Here is a 20,080-nt window from a genome sequence, read left to right as displayed (position 1 = left end):
CCAGCCAGATTTACCTCGCCGAAACTTTTTGTTAAAAATAATACGCGTAACGCGGCCGCCTTTTCCGGAAGCTGCAAACAAGCCCCAATTTATCTGCAAAAACACCCCGCAACCCGGTTACAAATTTTTTCAAATTCGTACGTTACAGAAGAATTAAGGCATCTCTGAATAAGGTTTGATTTTGGGTCTGGGAAATTTCTTCGTTTAGCGGGACGTCATTGGCGACGCTTTGGCTGACGGCCTTTTTTATGTTTCCTTCTAAGGGCATTGAACCGCCGCATTTTTGCGGCTTGGCCAATCAGGCGGGCATCAACCGTCTTCGGATCATGAACAAGTTGGCCAACGAACAGGCCACAAACAAGCGCTGGGCGTTCTTCTCCAGCCCTCGATAACGCAGCTTTGTGAACCCGAACACGCCCTTGATCACCGCGAAACAGCGCTCGACCTTGGCCCGCAGCCGAGACTTGGTGCGGTTTCGCGCCTTTTGTGCCTCGTCCACCATGCCGCGATGCTGGTAGCACCGGTTGGTGAAGTCCTTGGCGCGCGGCGCATGTTCGCGAACGACATCGAGCTGGCCGCGATAAGCCTGGTCGCCCCAGACGCGGGTTTCCTTTCCATGCAGCAGATCGCCCAGAACTGCGCTGTCATGCACATTCGCCGCCGTCGCCACCACCGCGTGAATGATCTTGGTTTTGCTGTCCACGCCCACATGCGCCTTCATGCCGAAATACCATTGCTGCCCTTTGCGGGTCTGGTGCATCTCCGGATCGCGCCGGCCAGACGCATTCTTGGTCGAAGATGGTGCCGCGATAATCGTCGCGTCCATGATCGTGCCCGTGGATATCTTGATCCCGCGAGCTTCAAGGTGCGCATGAACCTGCTCAAACAGCACCCGCCCGAAATCGTGCGCCTCAAGCAAGTGACGGAATTTGCAGACCGTCGTCTCGTCAGGGACCGGCTCCTGACCCAGGTCAATGCCAACAAAACGGTGCATCGAGTCCGATTCGTAAAGCGCTTCCTCAACCGCGGGGTCAGACAGGTTGAACCAGTGCTGGAGAAAGTGAATGCGCAACATACGCTCAAGCCCAACAGGCCGGCGGCCCCTCCCGGCCTTCGGGTACACAGGCTCAATCAACGCGTGGAGATCGCCCCAGGGGATGACCTGCCCCATCTCCGCCAAAAATACCGCGCGCCGCGTCGTCTTGCCGTAACGCTCAAAGCCAACTCCGGCAAAGCTCGACTGACGCATGCAAACACCCCCGCAAAAAACAGAGTTTAGGAAATGCCGTCGTTGCCATTCGAGGCGATTTATTCAGAGATGCCTTAAAGCTCCACCGCGCTCTAAGCGCGATTTGATTCGCGTCAGCCCCATTGCTCCTGAAATTTTCAAAAAAATGTCGCCATGGAACCAGAAAATTTACACGCCCGAGGTCCCTATCTGGAGGGCATCTTTCTCAGCCACTAGTTGGACCAGCCTTTTCGTTCCAGTGCTTTCTAGACTATGCTTTTACTTCTTCTCAGTCCGATCCTGAGCTACCGGCCGCATGGAAATGGGAAACAACGCTTGACCCCAGCCCCGGTCATTCGGAAGCTTGATAAGCATCGCGCCTGCTATTACGGCCCAAACATTATGCGTCAGCCGATAACGGCAAACATCACGGCGACTTATTGCCCGTCCATCGTGCAGGGTTGGCGGCAGGAACAAACGGCTTGAGATGCTCCCACAACTCATCATCAGGCACCTTGAGCAGATCCTTAGAGATGATGCCCGTCATCTTATCCAGAATGTCGGCTGAAAGTTCGCTCTTGATAATATTCAAAGCATAAGCAGGCGCCGCCAGAATCAGACGGTCAAATGAATCACCGGGAACCGCTTTCAATTCCTCCGCAATAAAACGGACAAAACTTTCCTTCTCCATATCATGCGGGTCATGACGCGGGGTGAGGGCGTGGTGGGCCGTGGAATCGCTATGGAAAGTCGCGCCGGGCCGGTCGCTCCGCAAATCGGCTGAGCGATGATGCGCGTCCTTAGAGTCAATTGTGCGGGCGGTGTGCAGAACATTCGCCTCGTTGGGGCGGATAAAGCGGGCATGTTCGCCGTCATACAAGATAATTAGCAACTTATGATGTGGAATCATTTTGAAAGCTACCTAACCTGAATCTGCAATGAATATATTGTAATTCGACCCCAAAGAGCGATGACTTTCGTCAAACATTACCGGAATTTAGGGTTTTGATCCATCTGGCCGCCGACTATAATAGTTTGACCAAAATCAAGGTTCTTTCGACCATAGCATAATAGAAAAGCTATAAAATCAGGCTATAGGAACAACTGTCATGCCCTCCACCGCCGCCCAGATTATGACCCGTGATGTGATCTCTGTTGGGCCAAGCACGCCCGTCCCGCAAATTGCGGCTTTGTTGGTGAAACACGCAATCAGTGCCGTCCCGGTGATCGACGCGCAGGGCCACCTGCTCGGTATGGTCAGCGAGGGAGATTTGGTGCGGCCCGTGACCGCTGAGATGCAGAAAAGGCGTGAATGGTGGTTGGAAATGCTGGCCGAAGGCGAGAGTTTGGCGCCTGAATTTATCGACTATATCAGCCAAAACAAACGTACCGCCACAGACCTTATGACGCACGAGGTTATTACCGCCCCCACAACCGCCACAATGGAAGAATTGGCTGGGCTGCTAGATAAGCACCATGTCAAGCGTGTTCCCATTATGGAGGGGCGGCGCGTGGTTGGTATCGTCAGCCGCGCCAATATTATCCGAAACCTAGCGAGCAACAGCAAAGGATAAAGCATTGGAACGTAGCGGATCCTGCTTTGGGATCCGCTACGTCAGCAGGGTCAGGGCATATATTTCCCACCATTGATGGAAAGAGTCACGCCCGTTACAAACTCAGCCTTATCATCAACCAGGAACAAAATCCCACGTGCGATTTCCTCCGGCTTTGCCAAGCGCCCGACTGGCACATGCGCCACAATATCCTGCAGAATTTTCTCCGGCACCGCACCAACCATTCCTGTGTCGGTATAGCCGGGAGCAATCGCGTTGGCAGTGATACCGTGGGATGCGCCCTCCAGCGCCAACGCCTTGGTAAAACCGATAATCCCGGCCTTGGCCGCGCAATAATTGGTCTGCCCAAACTGACCGGACAAAGCATTAACTGAGCTGATATTTACAATCCGGCCAAAGCCCCGCGTCCGCATACCGCCAATAACCGCACGGCATGTGTTAAAACACCCGCCTAAATCTACATCGATAACAGTACGCCATTGCTCGTAAGTCATTTTATGCAAGCTGGAATCATGCGTGATCCCAGCATTATTGATAAGAATGTCAATAGCGCCATGCTCTTTCTCCACCGCCTCAATGGCGGTCTGGGTGCCCCCAAAATCTCCGACATTCCAAGCATGAACTGGGATACCGGTTTCCTTATGAAAAGAAGCTGCATCAGCATCGTTTCCAAAATAGTTCGCCACAACGCTATAGCCTGAATTTTTCAAGAGCTTTGCCGTAGCCGCGCCAATGCCGCTAACGCCCCCGGTAATTAATGCAATGCGAGCCATAAAACTTCCTTTCCGTGGATAAACTGAGTTTATCTGCCACAGGGTGGAGTCGCTTTGACTGTTATCAATAATATTTCAGCGCCGCATCACATAGGTTCCCGGCGCGGCGCAAAGCGGGGGATAACCGGCTTCTTCATCGCCAATGTGTGGCGGGGATTTTGGCGCGGAGGAGCATGCCCCAAGCCAGCGTGTCCATTCCGGCCACCAAGATCCCTCCCTGGGCTTGGCTACCCGCAGCCATTCATCCGGGCCTCTATATTTCGCCCCCTTCTTGCGCTCCAGGATCTTATAACTGCGGTTTGCACGACCTGGTTCGCTGACAATGCCGGAATTGTGCCCGCCAGATGCCAGAGCAAATGTCAGACTGCCAGGGTTCAGAAGATGCAGTTTATAAACAGAGCGCCACGGTGCAATATGGTCTCTTTCAGTTCCTACCACGAATAGTGGCAGATCGATATCACTCAGCGAGACCGGCTTGCCATCGGCCGGAAAGCGGCCCATCGCCAAATTATTATTCTGGAACATATGCCACAGATATTCGGAATGCATGCGATAAGGCATACGGGTTGCATCCATGTTCCAGGAGGTAAGGTCATTTGGCTCGTCCTCTACCCCCAGATAATAGCGCCGGACCATGCGTGACCAGATAAGATCGGCCGAACGCAGCATCTGGAACGCGCCCGCCATCTGAGACGCGTCGAGATATCCGCTTTTCCACATTAGATCATCAAGAAAAGCGAGTTGAGCCTCATTGATGAAAAGCTGCAATTCGCCGGCTTCCGTAAAATCAGTTTGGGCCGCCAGAAGCGTCAGGCTGGCCAGGCGTTCGTCATGTTCACGGGCCATGGCTGCAGCAGTGATTGAAAGCAACGTGCCGCCCAGGCAATAGCCCACCGCGTGAATTTTCCTGGCTTTTGTAATCGCCGCAATGGCATCTATCGCGGTCATGACACCTTGCTTTCGGTAATCATCAAGATGCACTTCCCGCTGTTTGCGGCTGGGATTCAGCCAGGAAATGCAAAAAACCGTATAGCCCTGCTCCACCAGAAAACGGATCAGTGAATCATGCGGTTGTAAATCAAGAATATAATATTTCATGATCCAAGCAGGCACAATGAGTACAGGCTCGGGGTACACCTTGTCTGTTAGCGGGCTGTACTGAATCAGCTCGATCAAGCCATTGCGCAGAACCACCTGACCGGGCGTAACGGCAACATCCCGCCCAGGCCGCAAGGGCAGCTTGGCCTGAAGCTCCCGGGTCTGCTTGGTCATGTCCTCAACGAATTTGCTGAACCCCTGGAGCAAATTCCGCCCCTCGCTTTGCCAAGTCGCTTCTAGCACTTCAGGATTCAAAAAAGGGATATTGGAGGGCGCCATCATGTCTAATAGCTGTCTGGCGGTGAAGCTCACCATGCGCTCATGGCTACGCGAGACGCCTTGTATGCCTGTGGTCGCCACGCTCCACCAACGCTCGGCCCGCAAAAAAGCCTGCTCGAAAAGCGAAAAAGGATAGCTTGCCCAGCCAGGATGATTAAACCGGCGGTCACCTGGGTTCGGCTGCAGCGCGTTGGCCGTTGTTACCCCCATGGCTTGCTGGGTGAGAATGGCCATATCCTGCAAAAAATCCAGCAGCAGTGCGGTTCTTCGGCCCGGCTGGTTTATGAGATGCCCAGCCCAATCCATATAAGCTCCGAATAGCGTCTCTGGTGACAAACCCGCTGTCAAATGCGCTTCCGCGGCATGAAGTTCGCGATCAAACGTTCTAAAAGCGGAGCCATTGCTCATAGCCACTCCCCCGATCATGAAGGCGCATCTTAGCTTCCGAGATCACACTGTACATTGAGATGCGTCAACGGCACCGGGCAAGATGGTTATGGAGGTTGTTCGTTTGGCGTTTCAAGCAAGGCGATGACCTCTTGGTCCTGAAGCTGAGGAAATTGCAGATAATACGCTCCCACGGAGCCAAGCGGCTCGGGTTTGTGCAGACAGATCACCTCATCCGCCTCATGCGCCAGCCGGTTCAAGGCTTCACGCGATGCAAGCGGCACCGCGAGTATAAGCCGGGCCGGGTGCTGCCGCCGGACGGCACGCAAGGCCGCCAGAACGGTTGCGCCGGTCGCGATGCCATCATCCGTGAGAACAACAAGGCGCCCCTCAAGCGCCAAAGGCGGGCGGCTCCCTAGATAAAGGGCATGACGGCGTTGAATTTCCTTTAGCGCTTTTGCCTTTTCTGCCTCAATATAGCTTCGCGGCACCCGGAAGGCTGCCAATAGCTCATCATTCAGCACCAGCTCCGGCGGATCAGCTTCAGCAATCGCCCCCAGGGCAAATTCTTCATTCCCCGGCACGCCAATTTTGCGCACCAGCACCAAGCCAAGCGGTGCGTTCAACGCCTTGGCGATTTCCACCCCCACTGGCACGCCGCCCCTTGGCAAAGCGAGTATCACGGGGGATTGGCCGCGCAGTGCGGTCAAATGACGGGCAACATCTTCGCCAGCTTGCCGCCTGCTCTTGTAAATCATGACTAGCCTCGGGATCCGACAAATAATGTAGGGAGACCGACACATCATTGCACTGAATAGGCCAGCATTCAATCTGATTTCAGAATGAGTTGCAAGACACCTCGATTGACTGGAATTGAATGCAATCAATTCCATCTGTTTTTTGCCTAGGAGGATTGATTTGCTTTTTCAGCAACAATTCGCTTAAGAAAAAATCCAATATTTTTGTGGAATTGACAGCTATCAAAAATGCAGTCAATTTACGGGGGTTATCATGAGTTTTTATTGGGCCGCCATTGCCTTTCACTGGATTTTCATCACGGTGACTTTGGTTCTCTGCGTCATTGCCGCCATGCCCACCCGGGCCTGGATGTCCCTCACCGCTTGGCTCAAAACACAGCTTACCAGAAGAAAAAATCTTCAGTTCGAGACCGCGCTAGCGGCCGCGCCGCGCCCGTTCACGCCGGATGAGAGCTTTTTCGCACGCGGTGGTGGGTTGGCGTTCGACCAGGAAAGAGGACTCATTTTTCTGGCCAGACCGAATGGCGGGACCATGAAATCTGCGATTTACCCGGTCCAGATGATTGGCAGCCACAGCCCGGACTTCCTGGTTGATAACGGGTTTCAGGAAGTTGTGTTGAAAATTACGCTGCGGGATGACGCGGAAACAATTTGGCGCCTGCCCTGCGCGGACGACACGCTGGCGCACGACATGGACGCCGCCCTGGCGCGTTTTTGTCAGCAAAGCGACGCAGACCTCCCGGCGCCTCAAGCGCCCCAGGCCCCTGCACAGGCAGGTTATGGGATGGCTGCCGCGAAATCTCTTTAGCTGGAACAGGCTCGCGCCAATAGAACGCCCCATGATGCTTTACTGAATTGACTGGCTACTTTGCATGATTGACTGGACCAGCAGCATTTCTGAGAGCAGCAAGCCGCGCTACCTCGCCATCGCGGACGCGATCGCAGCGGCCATTGCCAATGGCACGCTGGCGGCTGGCGACAAGTTGCCAACCCAGCGGCGGCTGGCGGCGACGTTGGGGGTGGATTTTACCACCGCCGCGCGAGGCTACGCGGAGGCGGCACGCCGAGGCTTGATTGAATCCACCGTGGGGCGCGGCTCTTTTGTAAGGGGACGCGGCAAGATGCCCGACAAACCTTCGCCGCGCGCAGCGCCGGTTGACCTTACCATGAACCTGCCGCCCGACCCGGATGATCCAGCACTGATCGAACGGATGCAGGAAGGGTTGATCGAAGTCTCACATAATTTGGCGCCGCTGCTGCATTATCAAAGTTTTGGCGGATCGCCGGAGGCTAAGGATGCCGCGTCAAGCTGGTTGGGGCGGCGCGGGTTGGCGGCGTCTCAGGAGCGGTTATTTGTAACACCGGGCGCACACCCCTCTCTGACCGCAATTTTCAGCCTGCTGGCCAAGCCTGGCGAGACAATTTTGTGTGAGGCCATCACTTACCCTGGCGCCCGTGCCATTGCCGCGCAACAGTGCGTGCAGTTTTACGGGCTGCCGATGGATGAGCACGGTATTCTGCCCGAGGCTCTGGCTGAAATATGCGCGCGAGGAACGGCAAAAGCCCTTTATTTGAACCCGACCTTGCAAAACCCAACAACGCTGACCATTCCCGCCGCACGGCGGGAGGCATTGACCGATATCGCCCGGCGGCACCGCTTGGCGATTATTGAAGATGACGCGTACGGCTTTATTCCACCCCACGCGCCACCGCCCTTCGCGGTGCTGGCCCCTGAGCTCACTTGGCATGTGGCCGGGCTGGCCAAATGCTTCGGGGCGGGGCTGCGGATTGCTTATGTCATCGCGCCGGATGTACGGGCGGGGTGGGATTTTGCCTCCATTCTAAGAGCCATGACGGTCACGGCCTCACCTTTGACGGCCGCGCTGGCGACGCGCTGGATTACGGATGGTACCGGCGATTCCATTTTGCGCTTCATCCGCGCCGAGTCTGCCGCGCGGCAAAAGCTAGCGGCGGAGATTCTGCCGGCCGGGCTGTTCCGCGCGGACCCGCTGAGCTTCAATCTTTGGATGACTCTGCCCAACGGCTGGACCCGCGCGGCTTTTGCCGGGCAGATGCGGGCGGCTGGGATCGGCATCATGACGTCAGATGCCTTCACCACCCGCGGCACGACGCCACCAGAAGCCGCGCGTATCTGCCTGGGCGGACCGACGACGCGCGCGGAGCTGAAATCCGCTTTGACCTCCATGGCGCACGCCCTGAGCAGCAGCCCCGCCGTGGCAGCCGATATTTTTTAAGCCTGCAGACCTATTACCGGGACGGAGCAGCCTTCCTGGGCACTTGCCGGGCAGCATCAGACACCGCCAAATTGGAAAGTTACTGATGTTTTTTGTCAGGCATAAAGGGTCGGCTTGTCGCGCATCAGAATGATCTCGCGGGCACCGCTTTCAACCGCGCGCGAGGCCACATCAGCAACCAAGGTGGAGGCGTAGCCATCCCATCGTTGGCGGTTCCCTGTTGGGCGCCCGCGCCCATTCGCGGAATTCCTGATCATATGCCTCGATAATACGTTCACTCCAATCAGCGGGGATGACCTGCCGGACGCCGGGCTGATCCGAAATTGCGGGCGACGGGCGAGTGGGCGGCGCCGCCGCGCCTGTCACGCAGCTGACTTCGCCACGAATATCGTAACCGTAAGCGATATTCACGGAAAATTCGACATTGACGATCGCGCCCGCTGATACCGCCAGTCCAGCTATGCGGCCGTGCGGTGTTTGGGGCGGGGCGTTATCTAAGGGGGCTGATTGTCGGCGCTTTTTGATAAAGTGGGTGTTTGAATAGTTGCCGCCCCGGATGGCTCCACAGGGCGGCGCTTGAGCTTTTACGCCACGGCGAGGCGGCGCGCCGCCATGCGCTCCAGCACGTAATACAGCCCGCCCGCGACCGGGAAAGACCAGATCCAGCCAAAGCTGTAGATTGCTATAAGCAGACTGGGGTGCGCCGGGATGCCGCCCGGTGTGGTGGCGGCGATGAGGAAGCCCGGCAGCATCGGCCCCACGGCAACCAGTACCGCGATAAAGGCGTTGATCTTCCATTTCGGGTAGAGGCCGTCTTCAACGTAAAGCGCCTCAAGCTCAAGCCGCCGGCCGCGCAACAGCCAGTAATCAATAATCATCACCGCCCCGACAGCCCCCAGCAAGGAGCCGTAGCCGGAGAGCCAGGTGAACACATAAGCCGCTGCATTGCCGATGAGATACCAAGGCTGCATCAGAATACCGATCAACCCGGTAATCACCACGCCCCCGCGAAAGCTGATGAGGTGCGGGGCGAGATTGGAGATATCATTGGCCGGGGACACCACATTCGCGGCCATGTTGATGCTGAGCTGCGCGACCATGACCGCCAGCATGGCGATAATCAGCACGGCATTGCTGCTGGTGATGTAAGGCACGAGGTCGATGGGGTTCCAGATAACCTTGTGAAACACCATGAACGCGGTGGCGGTTACAAAGATGCCGACAAAGCTGGTGGCCATCATGCCAATCGGCAGGCCGACACCCTGGCCGAAGAGCTGCGCCTTCTGGCTGGTGGCATAGCGGGTGAAATCGGGGATGTTCAGGCTGAGCGTTGCCCAATAGCCGATATTCGCGGCCAAGCTGGGCCAGAACAGCTCAGCGAAGCTGTGCCCTCCATGGGCCAACTGTTCGGACGCGGCCAGCGGGGCCGAAAGCCCGCCCCCCGCATGTACCGCCCAGCCGAACAAGGCCAGCAGCACCAGCGTGAGCAGCGGTGCCGCCCAGCGCTGCAAAGCGCGGATGGCCTCGATGCCGCCCGCCATGATGAGCATTTCAAAGCCCCAAAAGACTCCGAACGCGATGAAATTATGGCCGTGCAGGCTGCTCCAGGCGGGCAAAAGGCGACCCAGAATTTGAGAGAGCGCGAGCGCCCCCAGCCAGGTTTGGATGCCAAACCAGCCACACGCCACCAGCCCACGCGCCATGGCCGCCACCTTGGCGCCGGACGTGCCAAAAGAGGAGCGCACGAACACAGGAAAAGGGATGCCGTATTTTACACCCGCATAAGCGTTCAGCACCATCGGGATCAGCACGATCACATTGCCGAGGCCGATGGTGAAAATCGCCTCCTGCCATGTCATGCCTTCCTCGATTAGCCCCGAAGCCAGCGTGTAGGTTGTCAACACGATGGAAATGCTGACCCAGAGGGCCAGAATATTCCGCCCGTGCCAGCTGCGTTCTTCCCGGCGGATGGGCCGCAGATCCTCGTTATAAAGTGGCGAGTCCGCCACGCGGCCAATTAGTTCGTCATAATCCGCGCCTGACGGCACATTTATACCCGCCGCCGCTTCCGGCAACGCCTGTCCATTCATTGCTAGCCCCCTGGAAACATGTCACGGTCATGACACGTCCCAGAGACAGGCTGTCAAGCCGCCATAAGCGGCGACGCTGTCAGTGCGGCTTTTTCTCCGCCCCGCCGAGATAAGCGGCCTGAACCTCTGGCGAGGTCAGCAGGGCTTTCGCGGTATCCTCCAGCACAAAACGGCCGACTTCCAGCACATAGCCGCGATCCGCCAACTTGAGCACGCTGCGGGCATTCTGCTCGACGATCAGGATGGTCACGCCGCTATCGGCGATTTCACGCAATGTACGGAAAATCCCCTGGAAGATGATCGGCGCCAGCCCCAGGCTTGGTTCATCCAGCAGCAGGAGCCGGGGTTTGGCCATCAAGGCGCGGCCAATGGCGAGCATCTGCTGCTCCCCGCCGGACATGGTGCCCGCCAGTTGGGAGCGACGGTCACGCAGGCGGGGAAACATATCCAGGACGAAGTCGAGCGATTCCTGGATTTCATTCGCTGGACGGGTGAACGCGCCAAGGCGCAGGTTTTCCATGACCGTGAGCGTGCCGAACACCCGCCGCCCCTCCGGCGACTGGGCGATGCCATGGCGCACGATCTTGTCCGCGCCGAGCCGGGTAATGTCCGTACCCTCGAACATAATGGTGCCCGAACGCGGGGTGAGGAGACCGGACAAGGTGCGCATAAGCGTGGTTTTGCCAGCGCCATTGGCCCCCAGAATGGCGACGATTTCTCCAATTTTGACGTGCAGGGAAACGCCTTTCAATGCTTCGATCTGGCCGTAATTGACGCGGAGATCAGTAACCTGGAGCAAACTCACGATATCTCCTCCTCATCGTCACGGCCCAGATAGGCTTCGATCACGCGGGGGTCGTTGCGGATCTCATCCGGCAGGCCCTCGGCTATTTTTTCGCCGAAATTGATCACCACGATTTTGTCGGCCACGTTCATCACCACGTTCATGTCGTGTTCAACCAGCAGGATCGTGATGCCTTTGTCGCGGATGCTGAAGATCGACTGGCTTAGCGCGGCTGATTCATTGTCGTTCAAACCAGCGGCGGGTTCGTCAAGAATAATCAACTTCGGGTCCGCAGCCAAAGTGCGTGCGAGTTCAACGCGCCTTTGCACGCCGTACGGCAAGGCGACTGCAAGCTCATGCGCGAACTGGTCGAGGTTGAGCCGGTGCAGGATTTCATGCGCGCGCTCGGTCAACGCCTTTTCCTCACGCCGCTGCACGGGCAGGCCGAGCAGACCTTGCCACCAGCTTTGGCGCACCCGCAAATGGCATCCGGCACGCACATTTTCCAGCACCGACATATCTGAGAACAGCCGGATGGTCTGGAAAGTGCGCATGATGCCCGCGCCGGCGATGCGATAAGGCGGGTTGCCGGTCATGTCCCGGCCTGCAAACAGAACCTGCCCTTCTGTGGGTTTATAAACGCCGGTGATCATGTTGAAGGCGGTTGTTTTGCCGGCGCCGTTGGGGCCGATGAGGGCCACAATCTGCCCGGGTTCGATGGTGAAGGAAAGATCATTTACCGCGCGCAGGCCACCGAAACGGATGCCAAGATTGCGCAATTCCAATAAAGCGGTCATGCGCGGGCCCTCCGACGAGGCCAAAGCCCTTGCGGCCGCAGAACCATTACCAGAATCATCGCGAAGCCGAACACAAGATAACGGTATTGCGCGAGCCCGCGAAACACTTCCGGCAGCACAAACATAAGCGCCGTGCCCAGAAGCACACCCGGCACGGAGCCCTGCCCGCCAACGATGACGATGGCAAACAGCGTGACGGATTCGGTGAAAACAAAAGAGGACGGGCTGACCGTTGAAAGCTGCACCGCAAACAAGGTGCCCGCCAGCCCGGCAACGGCGGCCCCCAGCGCAAAGGCCAGTGTTTTGGCCTTGCGGGGATCAACACCGATCATGGTCGCAGCTAGCTCATCCTGTTTCAGGTAGCGCAAGGTGCGGCCGAACTCGGAACGGTCGAGATTATTCATCAGCAGAATCACGAGGCCGAGCACGACCCAATCCAGCCAGAACATGCTATTCTGGCTCGCCAACTGAAACCCAAACAGACGAGGAATATCAAGGCCCGCGACACCATCCGACCCGCCGGTGAGGCCAAGTAGGTTATTCTGCATCGCCAGAACAAAGATGGCATTGAAGCCAATGCTGGCGACCAGCAGATAATCCCCACGCAAGCGGATCAGCGGCCCGGCCAGCAAGGCGCCCACCGCCGCCGCCAGCAGCATCGCCACAGGCATGGTGGCGAAAATCGGCCAGCCGTAATTCACATTCAAAATGCCGGTGACGTAAGCGCCGATACCGAAATAAACCGCATGCCCCATATCGAACATGCCGCCACGGCCAAGGATGATGTCTTCAGACAAGGCGACAACGCTGTAAATGGCGAACATGGCGGCAATCGCCACCCAGGCATCGTTCAGCGCCAGCGGCAGGCCGAGACCCACAATCCAGAGCAGCGCGCCGCCATATTTTGTTGCGAGATTTTGCATTACACTTTCTCCGCCACTCGCTCGCCCAGAATCCCCGTCGGACGGACAAGAAGAATCCCGATCAGCAAGGCGAAGGTGATGGCGTCCTGCCAGGAGCTGGACAAATAGCCAGCGGCGAAGGCGTTGAACAGGCCAAGTAGAATACCGCCAATCATAGCACCCGGAATATTACCGATACCACCAAGAATCGCCGCGATGAAGGCGTAGAGCCCATAGGTCCAGCCCATAGTGAAATAGACTTCACGGTAATAAATACCGACAAACAAGCCACCCACCGCGCCCAGCGCCGGGCCGATGACGAACACACTCGCAATCACGCGGTTAACGTTGATGCCCATGAGCCGCGCAGCGTCCTGGTCGATGGCGGCGGCGCGGATGGCGGTGCCAAAGCGTGTGTGATTCACGAAGAGATACAGCGCCGCCATGAGAACAAAGGACACGGCAATGATCATGACCTGCACGAAGCTGATGGAAGCGCCCGCGATATGATATGTAGTGGTCGGCAGCAAGCCAGAAGGAAACACGCTGACCTGGGGGCTCCAGACCAGCATGATGCCATTTTCAATCAGCATGGAGGCGCCCAGTGCAGACACCACCGCCGCCAGCCTGTCCGCTTTACGTAGGGGGCGGTAGGCGGCAAGTTCCAGCAACACACCTGCCGCTGCCACCACCAGCACCGCCGCGACGAAAGCGAAGATCACCATGGCGGCACCAAGATGCCCGCCCCCGCCAAAAGAGGTGATGAAGGTTAAACCAACAAACGCGCCGAGAATGCACAAATCGCCATGTGCGAAATTGATCAGCCGCATCACGCCATAGACCATCGTATAGCCCAGCGCGATCAGCGCATAGATGCCGCCAACCGTGAGGCCGTTGAACATCTGTTGAATAAAAGTCCCCATGGCGCCTGTCTCCCCTCAGCGCGTCAAATCAAAACTCAGCCAGCAGCCGGATAAACAATCTTGTAGCTGCCATCAGCCTGCACCTCGAACGCCGTGAACGGGCTGCCCACGCGCTCGCCCTTCGCGTTCCAGACGAAGGAGCCGGTGAGGCCGTCAAACTGCTTCATATTATGCAGATAATGTTCCAGCTTACCGGGGTTTACACTGTTGGTTTTTTCAATGGCCTGCAATACTGCGCGCATGCCGTCAGCATTCGTCAGAGTGAAAACTGAAGGCGGAGCCTGGTTATATTTGGCCTGATAGGCTGCAACAAACGCCTTGGCCGCTGGATAAGGCAGCTGTTCCGGGCCGGGCACGTTGATGATAATAGCACCAGCTGCGGCAGTGCCCGCGATTTTACCGAAATCGACATTCTGGTTGGCATCACCGCCGACAAACACAGCCTTGACGCCAAGCTGCGCCATCTGCGCCTTGATCAGCGCGCCATCACTATAATAGCCGGAGAAGTAAACAGCATCCGGGTTCAGCGATTTAAGCTGCGTGAGCACGGGGGTAAAATTCTGCGACCCAGCATTGATGTAGGCTTTGTCGATCACGTTGCCATGGTCAGACTTGATGTTGGCTTCAACCGCATCGGCAAGTCCAGTTGCGAAGCTGGAATGGTCCGTGACCACGGCAATACGCTTGAACTTGCGCACATTCACCATGTAATCAGCGGTGAATCTGGCTTCAGCGCTGTTGGGCGCGGCGTTGCCGAACCAGGTTTTGTAACCACGGGCGAGCAGCTTGTTGCTGGTGCCGTCCGAGGTCTGGATAACATTCGCGCGCGCGTAAATCGGCTCGGCGGCCAGGGCCGCTCCACTGGTGTAAGAGCCGATCACGGCGACCACGCCATCATTCACCAACTGACGGGCACAGATGGCTGCCTGCGCAGCTTGGCCCTGATCATCACAGACCTTCACTTCAATCTGGCGCCCGAGCAGACCACCCTTGCTGTTTTGCTCCTCTGCAAGCAGCTTCACGGCCTTTTCGATACCCTGCCCTTCCACGGCATAGGCACCGGTAATGGGCGCCTGCACGCCAATCTTAATCGGGCTTGGCGCAGCCATAGCTGCTGCCCCCGGCACCGCCAAAGCCAGCAACGCCGCTACGCTCGTTCCAATCTTACGCAACATTCAAACCTCCCGTTTGCTCAATCGAGGATACGTGACTCAAATAACGCACACGGTAACTTATCCACGCTTTGCCACGATTTGTCATGCTTGGAGATGCATCTCTTACTTTAGAAGCATCACATGAACAGGATGCCGTGTTTTGAATCCAACCCTTATATTCTTTAAAAACCCAGAGATAAACTAAAGCGTTTTCATTCCAAGAACCACTTTTCCATACCAAGCCGCTTAGCCGATCGCCATGAGGCTGGCATTGCCCCCTGCCGCAGTTGTATTAACCGAAATGGAAACCTCTTCGATCAGCCCGTTCGGGCAATAATCCGGGCCAGTTTGCACCGGAACCAAAGGCCCCGATAACGCGGCAAGGCGTTGGTTTAGCGCCTCTACCCGGGTCGGGCCGCCCTCAACCAGCGCGCCAGCGAGGGGGGGGGATTGCGCCCAGTCCTGGCTCCAGACAACGGCGGCGGAGACCGATGCAGGCAGGCTGGACAGCGCCGTCCGCCATTGCGGGGTATCATCAATAACCGCCATGTTCCCCGCCGCCAGAGAAGCCGCGAGTTGGCGGTACAGCCCTGTCTTTGTCTCCGGCGCCAGCAGGATCCGACCGCGAGGATGGACCTCATAAATATTGCGCTCGCCCACCGGCCCATCCAGCTCACGGCGCAGGCCGAGCAACGAGCGCTGCCCGCAGGTACGTGCGAAATCGGCCGCGCCACGTTCGCCCTGCTCTTCCAGCCAGAGGGTAAAGTCCCGCAGAATGTGCGTCTCCCCTGTCCCGATCAGACCATCTAAGCCAGGCGGGTTTTTCGTGAGCCGTCTGACATAAAGCGGCCCACCCGCCTTTGGCCCGGTGCCGGACAAGCCGCGACCACCGAAAGGCTGCACGCCCACCACCGCACCGATGATATTACGGTTGATGTAGAGATTACCTGCCTTCACCCGGTTGGTGACATAGGTGATAGTTTCATCCAATCTCGTATGCAGGCCGAATGTCAGCCCATATCCGGTGGCATTGATCTGGGCGATCAGCGCGTCGATCTGGTCCCGCTTATAGCGCAGAACATGCAGAACGGGGCCGAATACCTCGCGCCCCAGCATGGAGAGTGAAGCGATTTCGATGATCGTGGGCGGAACATAGGTGCCGTGCACGCACTCTTCCGGAAGTGGTATCTGATCGATCCTGCAGCCCTTTGCGCGCATAGTCTCGATATGATCGGTGATTTGGGCCTGGGCGGCAGCGGTGATTACCGGCCCGATATCCGTTGACAAGCGATCGGTCCGGCCAATCCGCAATTCCCGGCAAGCGCCTCGCAGCATGGTGAGGGTGCGCTCGGCCACATCCTCCTGCAAACATAGCACACGCAGCGCGGAGCAGCGCTGCCCGGCACTGTCGAACGCCGAGGCCAAAACGTCCGCTACCACCTGCTCCGCCAAAGCTGAGGAATCAACAATCATCGCATTCTGCCCGCCGGTCTCAGCGATCAGTGGGATCGGCCGACCATCCGGAGACAGCCGCTTGGCAAGCTGGGCCTGGATAAGCCGTGCGACCTCAGTTGAGCCGGTGAACATAACACCCGCGACGTCCGGCGCATCAACCAGCGCGGCACCCAACGCCGCGCCACCTGGGGTGAATTGCAGCGCGCCGCGCGGAATACCGGCCTCATGCAGAATCTTCACGGCTTCATAGGCGATGAGCGGCGTTGTTTCAGCCGGTTTGGCGAGGACGACATTCCCTGCCGCCAGAGCCGCCGTGATCTGGCCGGTGAAAATGGCGAGAGGGAAATTCCAAGGACTGATGCAAAGAACCAGCCCCAGCGGCGTCTGCGCCGGAGTTAATGTCTGGCGGGCCTGGGCCGCATAATAGCGCAGAAAATCGATAGCCTCCCGTACCTCCCCCACCGCGTTCGCGGCGGTTTTACCTGCTTCGCGGATGGCGAGGCCCATCAGCATTTCCATCCGCGCCTGCATCAGCTCTGCTGCGGCTTCCAGCTTGGCGGCGCGTTCCGCGGGGGGCGTGTCGGCCCAGATAGGGGCGTAGGAAGCAGCCAGTTGCGCAGCACGTGGGGCTTCGCTGGCATCCAGCTCCATGACCCCGCCGACCTTGTCACGATGATCACCGGGGTTGCGCACTGGCTGGACCGGCCCGGTGGCTTCTCCTTCGGCTAGCAACGGCGTGGCTTGCCAACTGGTTTTGGCCGTGGCGACAAGATTCTCCGACAGATGGGCGAGCGTAGCCTCGCTAGTAAGGTCCAGGCCCTCTGAATTTGGACGCACGGCACCATAAAGCGCCCTGGGCAGCGCGATTTTGCCGTGTGGTTCGCCAATAACCGCCATGGCCGCCACGGTTTTAGCTGGGTCAGCGATCAGCGCGTCCACCGGCACAGCGGGGTCCGCAATGCGGTTAACGAAGGAGGAGTTAGCGCCATTCTCCAGCAGGCGACGGACCAGATAGGCCAGCAGCGTTTCATGCGTGCCCACCGGCGCGTAAATCCGGCAGGGACGGGCCAATGTCTCCTGTCCCACGACCTCATCATAAAGCGGCTCGCCCATACCGTGCAGGCATTGGAACTCATATTGCCCAGGACGGAAATCCGGCCCGGCGAGATGGTAGAGGCTGGCCAACGTTTGCGCGTTATGGGTGGCGAATTGCGGGAAAACGACCTCCGGCGCGGCCAGTAGCTTGCGCGCGCAGGCGATGTAAGAGACATCCGTATAGATTTTGCGAGTATATACTGGGAAATCCGGCAACCCGTCGAGCTGGGCGCGTTTGATTTCAGCGTCCCAATAGGCGCCCTTTACCAACCGCACCATCAACCGCCGCCCGGCGCGCTGGGCAAGGTCGATCAGATAGTCGATGACGAAAGGGCAGCGTTTGCCATAGGCTTGCACGACGAAGCCCAACCCGTTCCAACCACTCAGCGCGGGGTCGAAGCTCAGCTCCTCCAGAATATCCAGGGACAGTTCCAGCCGGTCTGCTTCCTCGGCATCGATATTCAGGCCCATATCGTAGGATTTGGCGAGTTGGGCGAGGCTGCGCACATGGGGCAGCAACTCAGCCATCACGCGCTCCGCCTGGGCGCGACAATAGCGTGGGTGCAAAGCGGACAGCTTGATGGAAATGCCGGGTCCTTCATAAACGCCTCGCCCGGCCGCCGCTTTGCCAATGGCGTGGATGGCGCGCTCATAATCCGCGAAATAACGCGCCGCATCCGCAGCCGTGGCTGCGGCTTCGCCCAGCATGTCGTAAGAATAACGGAACCCCCGTGCCTCCAGCTTACGGGCACGGCTCAGGGCTGCCTCGATCGTCTGGCCCATCACGAATTGCTCGCCCATCATCCGCATCGCCAGGTCAACGCCGTGGCGGATAACCGGCTCGCCGCAACGGGCAATTAAACGCGTCAGGGCGGCGCTCAAGCTGCGGTCATTCACCGTGCTGGTGAGTTTGCCAGTGACCACCAGTCCCCAGGTAGCAGCGTTGACAAACAAGGAGCGCTTACCGCCGAGATGGGCCTTCCAGTCACCTTCCGAGATTTTATCGCGGATCAGCGCGTCCCGCGTATCGGCATCGGGAATCCGCAACAGCGCCTCGGCTAGACACATCAGCGCTACACCCTCCTGGCTGGAAAGGGCGTATTCCTGGACCAACCCTTCCACGCCGGTGCCTTTATATTTACCCCGCAAAGCCTGCACGAGCCGCCGGGCCGTCGCCTCCATGGCGGCGTGCTGCTCATCTGTTAGATACGCGGCATCCAGTAGAGCCGGCACGCAATCTGGCTCCGGAGAGCGGCAGGCCCGCGTGATCGCCTGGCGCAACGGGCTTTGTGAGCGCACAGGCACGGCAAAATGAGCAAAAGGAGGTACAGCCATTGCAGACAACTCTCTAAATACGCGTCAGCCCTGAGCATAGCAGTTCAAGCACACACAAACCCGCTTGAAATTAAGCAAAAATCATATATTTTCCCCTTTTATAACGTGTTTTTTAGGAAAAATGACCAAAAAAAACGAAATCTATAGTGAGTTAGACGGCTTCGACCGAAAAATCCTAGATGTGCTCGAAAAAGAAGGCCGTTTGTCGATTACAGACCTCGCCAGCCGCGTTGGGCTTTCCAAAACCCCCTGCCAGACGAGGCTGAAACGGCTGATGGAGTCCGGGTTTATTGAAGGGTTCAGGGCCATTGTGAACCCCGCTAAGCTGGGCCTGGACCATGTTGCCTTTGCCGAAGTGAAGCTGACCAGCACGCAGGAAGACGCCCTAGAAAGCTTTAACGCGGCCGTGAAAAAGGTAAAGGAGGTGGAGGAATGCCACATGATCGCGGGGCGGTTCGATTATCTGCTGAAAATCCGTACGCCGGATATTCGCCGTTACCGCGATGTGCTGGGAGAGAAAATCTCTGCCTTGCCCTTCGTGGCAAGTACCTCCACCAGCGTGGTGATGGAGACGGTTAAGGAAAAATGAGAGATCGCTAGGGGTGAGCGATTGGCTCGCGGCCCGCGCCAGGCAAGATTCGTCACCACCAGCCTACCAAACAAGAATTTTCCGCCACTAAATGATAGTGGGAATTCACGGCTTGCTCACCGGCAGGCCGCTTGTACGTATTGTCGTGGTGAAAGCCATCCCACTACTCCAGGCTGATCTAACCTCGTGCCGCAACATACAGGCAAACGGCCGGGTCCACCTAGTCAGCACCCTACACGAAGCTAAACGCCTATTTGATACGATTGGATATCTTCACGTTGACATTAGCTCTTTTGACTGGGGGGAGCACAAAAAAACTCATGACACCGCACAAAACTCTGAATATTGCGGGGAAGCTTAATCTGCAAGACATTAAGCCGATCGAAGTCATTCGATTTTGCCGAGATTATGAAGATCGTTTTTTACGTTTGGTTGGGCACAACACGTCGCTAAGCGACCGGAGACCTACATCTAAGACTGAAGCTTCAGATTTGCTACCCTGCTTCAAAATTTTTCCCTGAGTTGATCGGTGCCTGAATACGCTCGTGAGCCAAAGCATCAAATCGCTTAAAATTATCGCGGTTGACGAGGGGGGGGCAGTAGA

General features: G+C 57.5%; 17 protein-coding genes. 4 read left to right on the top strand and 13 right to left on the bottom strand.

Going from position 1 to position 20,080, the window contains the following annotated elements:
* Nucleotides 1–298 precede the first annotated feature (298 nt).
* Together BUB54_RS00495 and BUB54_RS00490 are read right to left on the bottom strand one after the other, a co-directional pair.
* Entirely contained in the window at nucleotides 299–1,249 is a 951-nt protein-coding gene (locus BUB54_RS00495) for an IS5 family transposase (RefSeq protein WP_073211069.1), read from the bottom strand.
* A 406-nt stretch (nucleotides 1,250–1,655) separates the two neighbouring features.
* Entirely contained in the window at nucleotides 1,656–2,138 is a 483-nt protein-coding gene (locus BUB54_RS00490) for a host attachment family protein (RefSeq protein WP_073211067.1), read from the bottom strand.
* A gap of 199 nt (nucleotides 2,139–2,337) precedes the next feature.
* On the opposite strand from BUB54_RS00490, the gene BUB54_RS00485 reads away from it, so the two are divergent.
* On the top strand, nucleotides 2,338–2,802 hold the full coding sequence (locus tag BUB54_RS00485; protein ID WP_048880224.1) for a CBS domain-containing protein: 465 nt from the start codon (nucleotides 2,338–2,340) through the stop codon (nucleotides 2,800–2,802).
* Between the two features lie 50 nt (nucleotides 2,803–2,852).
* Here the strand turns inward: BUB54_RS00485 and phbB are convergent, their stop codons facing one another.
* From phbB to BUB54_RS00470, 3 genes are all read right to left on the bottom strand, one after another.
* On the bottom strand, nucleotides 2,853–3,575 hold the full coding sequence (gene phbB / locus BUB54_RS00480; RefSeq protein ID WP_048880225.1) for an acetoacetyl-CoA reductase: 723 nt from the start codon (nucleotides 3,573–3,575) through the stop codon (nucleotides 2,853–2,855).
* Between the two features lie 75 nt (nucleotides 3,576–3,650).
* Entirely contained in the window at nucleotides 3,651–5,360 is a 1,710-nt protein-coding gene (locus BUB54_RS00475; RefSeq protein ID WP_052948444.1) for a PHA/PHB synthase family protein, read from the bottom strand.
* An 86-nt stretch (nucleotides 5,361–5,446) separates the two neighbouring features.
* Nucleotides 5,447–6,097 carry a phosphoribosyltransferase gene (locus tag BUB54_RS00470; protein WP_048880227.1) on the bottom strand — a complete coding sequence of 217 codons (651 nt, stop codon included), beginning with the start codon at nucleotides 6,095–6,097 and terminating at the stop codon, nucleotides 5,447–5,449.
* A gap of 253 nt (nucleotides 6,098–6,350) precedes the next feature.
* Here BUB54_RS00470 and BUB54_RS00465 point away from each other — a divergent pair, with 253 nt between their 5' ends.
* Together BUB54_RS00465 and BUB54_RS00460 are read left to right on the top strand one after the other, a co-directional pair.
* Nucleotides 6,351–6,905, top strand: coding sequence for a hypothetical protein (locus BUB54_RS00465; protein WP_048880228.1), 555 nt, complete (start codon nucleotides 6,351–6,353; stop codon nucleotides 6,903–6,905).
* Between the two features lie 64 nt (nucleotides 6,906–6,969).
* Nucleotides 6,970–8,352 (top strand): aminotransferase-like domain-containing protein, encoded by a 1,383-nt coding sequence (locus BUB54_RS00460; RefSeq protein ID WP_048880229.1) that lies wholly within the window; start codon nucleotides 6,970–6,972, stop codon nucleotides 8,350–8,352.
* A 95-nt stretch (nucleotides 8,353–8,447) separates the two neighbouring features.
* Here the strand turns inward: BUB54_RS00460 and BUB54_RS20620 are convergent, their stop codons facing one another.
* From BUB54_RS20620 to putA, 8 genes are all read right to left on the bottom strand, one after another.
* Entirely contained in the window at nucleotides 8,448–8,609 is a 162-nt protein-coding gene (locus BUB54_RS20620) for a hypothetical protein (RefSeq protein WP_158320167.1), read from the bottom strand.
* Between the two features lie 327 nt (nucleotides 8,610–8,936).
* Nucleotides 8,937–10,442, bottom strand: a complete 1,506-nt coding sequence (locus BUB54_RS00455; protein WP_052948445.1) for an NCS1 family nucleobase:cation symporter-1 — start codon at nucleotides 10,440–10,442, stop codon at nucleotides 8,937–8,939.
* Between the two features lie 79 nt (nucleotides 10,443–10,521).
* Entirely contained in the window at nucleotides 10,522–11,247 is a 726-nt protein-coding gene (locus BUB54_RS00450; protein ID WP_048880230.1) for an ABC transporter ATP-binding protein, read from the bottom strand.
* Nucleotides 11,244–12,023: an ABC transporter ATP-binding protein gene (locus BUB54_RS00445; RefSeq protein WP_048880231.1), complete on the bottom strand. Its 780-nt coding sequence runs from the start codon at nucleotides 12,021–12,023 to the stop codon at nucleotides 11,244–11,246. The genes BUB54_RS00450 and BUB54_RS00445 overlap by 4 nt, the downstream gene beginning before the upstream one ends.
* Nucleotides 12,020–12,946: a branched-chain amino acid ABC transporter permease gene (locus BUB54_RS00440; protein WP_048880232.1), complete on the bottom strand. Its 927-nt coding sequence runs from the start codon at nucleotides 12,944–12,946 to the stop codon at nucleotides 12,020–12,022. Before BUB54_RS00440 ends, BUB54_RS00445 begins: the two co-directional genes overlap by 4 nt.
* Nucleotides 12,946–13,848 (bottom strand): branched-chain amino acid ABC transporter permease, encoded by a 903-nt coding sequence (locus BUB54_RS00435; RefSeq protein WP_048880233.1) that lies wholly within the window; start codon nucleotides 13,846–13,848, stop codon nucleotides 12,946–12,948. The genes BUB54_RS00440 and BUB54_RS00435 overlap by 1 nt, the downstream gene beginning before the upstream one ends.
* 35 nt (nucleotides 13,849–13,883) lie before the next feature.
* Nucleotides 13,884–15,023 (bottom strand): branched-chain amino acid ABC transporter substrate-binding protein, encoded by a 1,140-nt coding sequence (locus tag BUB54_RS00430; protein ID WP_048880234.1) that lies wholly within the window; start codon nucleotides 15,021–15,023, stop codon nucleotides 13,884–13,886.
* A gap of 225 nt (nucleotides 15,024–15,248) precedes the next feature.
* Entirely contained in the window at nucleotides 15,249–18,887 is a 3,639-nt protein-coding gene (gene putA, locus BUB54_RS00425; RefSeq protein WP_048880235.1) for a trifunctional transcriptional regulator/proline dehydrogenase/L-glutamate gamma-semialdehyde dehydrogenase, read from the bottom strand.
* Between the two features lie 121 nt (nucleotides 18,888–19,008).
* On the opposite strand from putA, the gene BUB54_RS00420 reads away from it, so the two are divergent.
* The gene (locus BUB54_RS00420) at nucleotides 19,009–19,476 is read left to right on the top strand and encodes an Lrp/AsnC family transcriptional regulator (protein ID WP_048880236.1); all 468 of its coding nucleotides are present in this window, start codon (nucleotides 19,009–19,011) and stop codon (nucleotides 19,474–19,476) included.
* Nucleotides 19,477–20,080: the final 604 nt, after the last annotated feature.

It is taken from the genome of Acidocella aminolytica 101 = DSM 11237 (genome assembly GCF_900129125.1).
Classification (GTDB): Bacteria; Pseudomonadota; Alphaproteobacteria; order Acetobacterales; family Acetobacteraceae; genus Acidocella; species Acidocella aminolytica.
Note: the sequence above shows the minus strand (reverse complement) of the source record. Positions and strands in the feature narration are given on the sequence as shown.

Coding starts and splice junctions, on each gene's coding strand:
- BUB54_RS00485 (WP_048880224.1), top strand. CDS start 2,338: ATGCCCTCCACCGCCGCCCAGATTATGACCCGTGATGTGATCTCTGTT.
- BUB54_RS00475 (WP_052948444.1), bottom strand. CDS start 5,360: ATGAGCAATGGCTCCGCTTTTAGAACGTTTGATCGCGAACTTCATGCC.
- BUB54_RS00465 (WP_048880228.1), top strand. CDS start 6,351: ATGAGTTTTTATTGGGCCGCCATTGCCTTTCACTGGATTTTCATCACG.
- BUB54_RS00445 (WP_048880231.1), bottom strand. CDS start 12,023: ATGACCGCTTTATTGGAATTGCGCAATCTTGGCATCCGTTTCGGTGGC.
- BUB54_RS00455 (WP_052948445.1), bottom strand. CDS start 10,442: ATGAATGGACAGGCGTTGCCGGAAGCGGCGGCGGGTATAAATGTGCCG.
- BUB54_RS00420 (WP_048880236.1), top strand. CDS start 19,009: ATGACCAAAAAAAACGAAATCTATAGTGAGTTAGACGGCTTCGACCGA.
- BUB54_RS20620 (WP_158320167.1), bottom strand. CDS start 8,609: ATGATCAGGAATTCCGCGAATGGGCGCGGGCGCCCAACAGGGAACCGC.
- putA (WP_048880235.1), bottom strand. CDS start 18,887: ATGGCTGTACCTCCTTTTGCTCATTTTGCCGTGCCTGTGCGCTCACAA.
- phbB (WP_048880225.1), bottom strand. CDS start 3,575: ATGGCTCGCATTGCATTAATTACCGGGGGCGTTAGCGGCATTGGCGCG.
- BUB54_RS00435 (WP_048880233.1), bottom strand. CDS start 13,848: ATGGGGACTTTTATTCAACAGATGTTCAACGGCCTCACGGTTGGCGGC.
- BUB54_RS00495 (WP_073211069.1), bottom strand. CDS start 1,249: ATGCGTCAGTCGAGCTTTGCCGGAGTTGGCTTTGAGCGTTACGGCAAG.
- BUB54_RS00460 (WP_048880229.1), top strand. CDS start 6,970: ATGATTGACTGGACCAGCAGCATTTCTGAGAGCAGCAAGCCGCGCTAC.
- BUB54_RS00440 (WP_048880232.1), bottom strand. CDS start 12,946: ATGCAAAATCTCGCAACAAAATATGGCGGCGCGCTGCTCTGGATTGTG.
- BUB54_RS00470 (WP_048880227.1), bottom strand. CDS start 6,097: ATGATTTACAAGAGCAGGCGGCAAGCTGGCGAAGATGTTGCCCGTCAT.
- BUB54_RS00430 (WP_048880234.1), bottom strand. CDS start 15,023: ATGTTGCGTAAGATTGGAACGAGCGTAGCGGCGTTGCTGGCTTTGGCG.
- BUB54_RS00490 (WP_073211067.1), bottom strand. CDS start 2,138: ATGATTCCACATCATAAGTTGCTAATTATCTTGTATGACGGCGAACAT.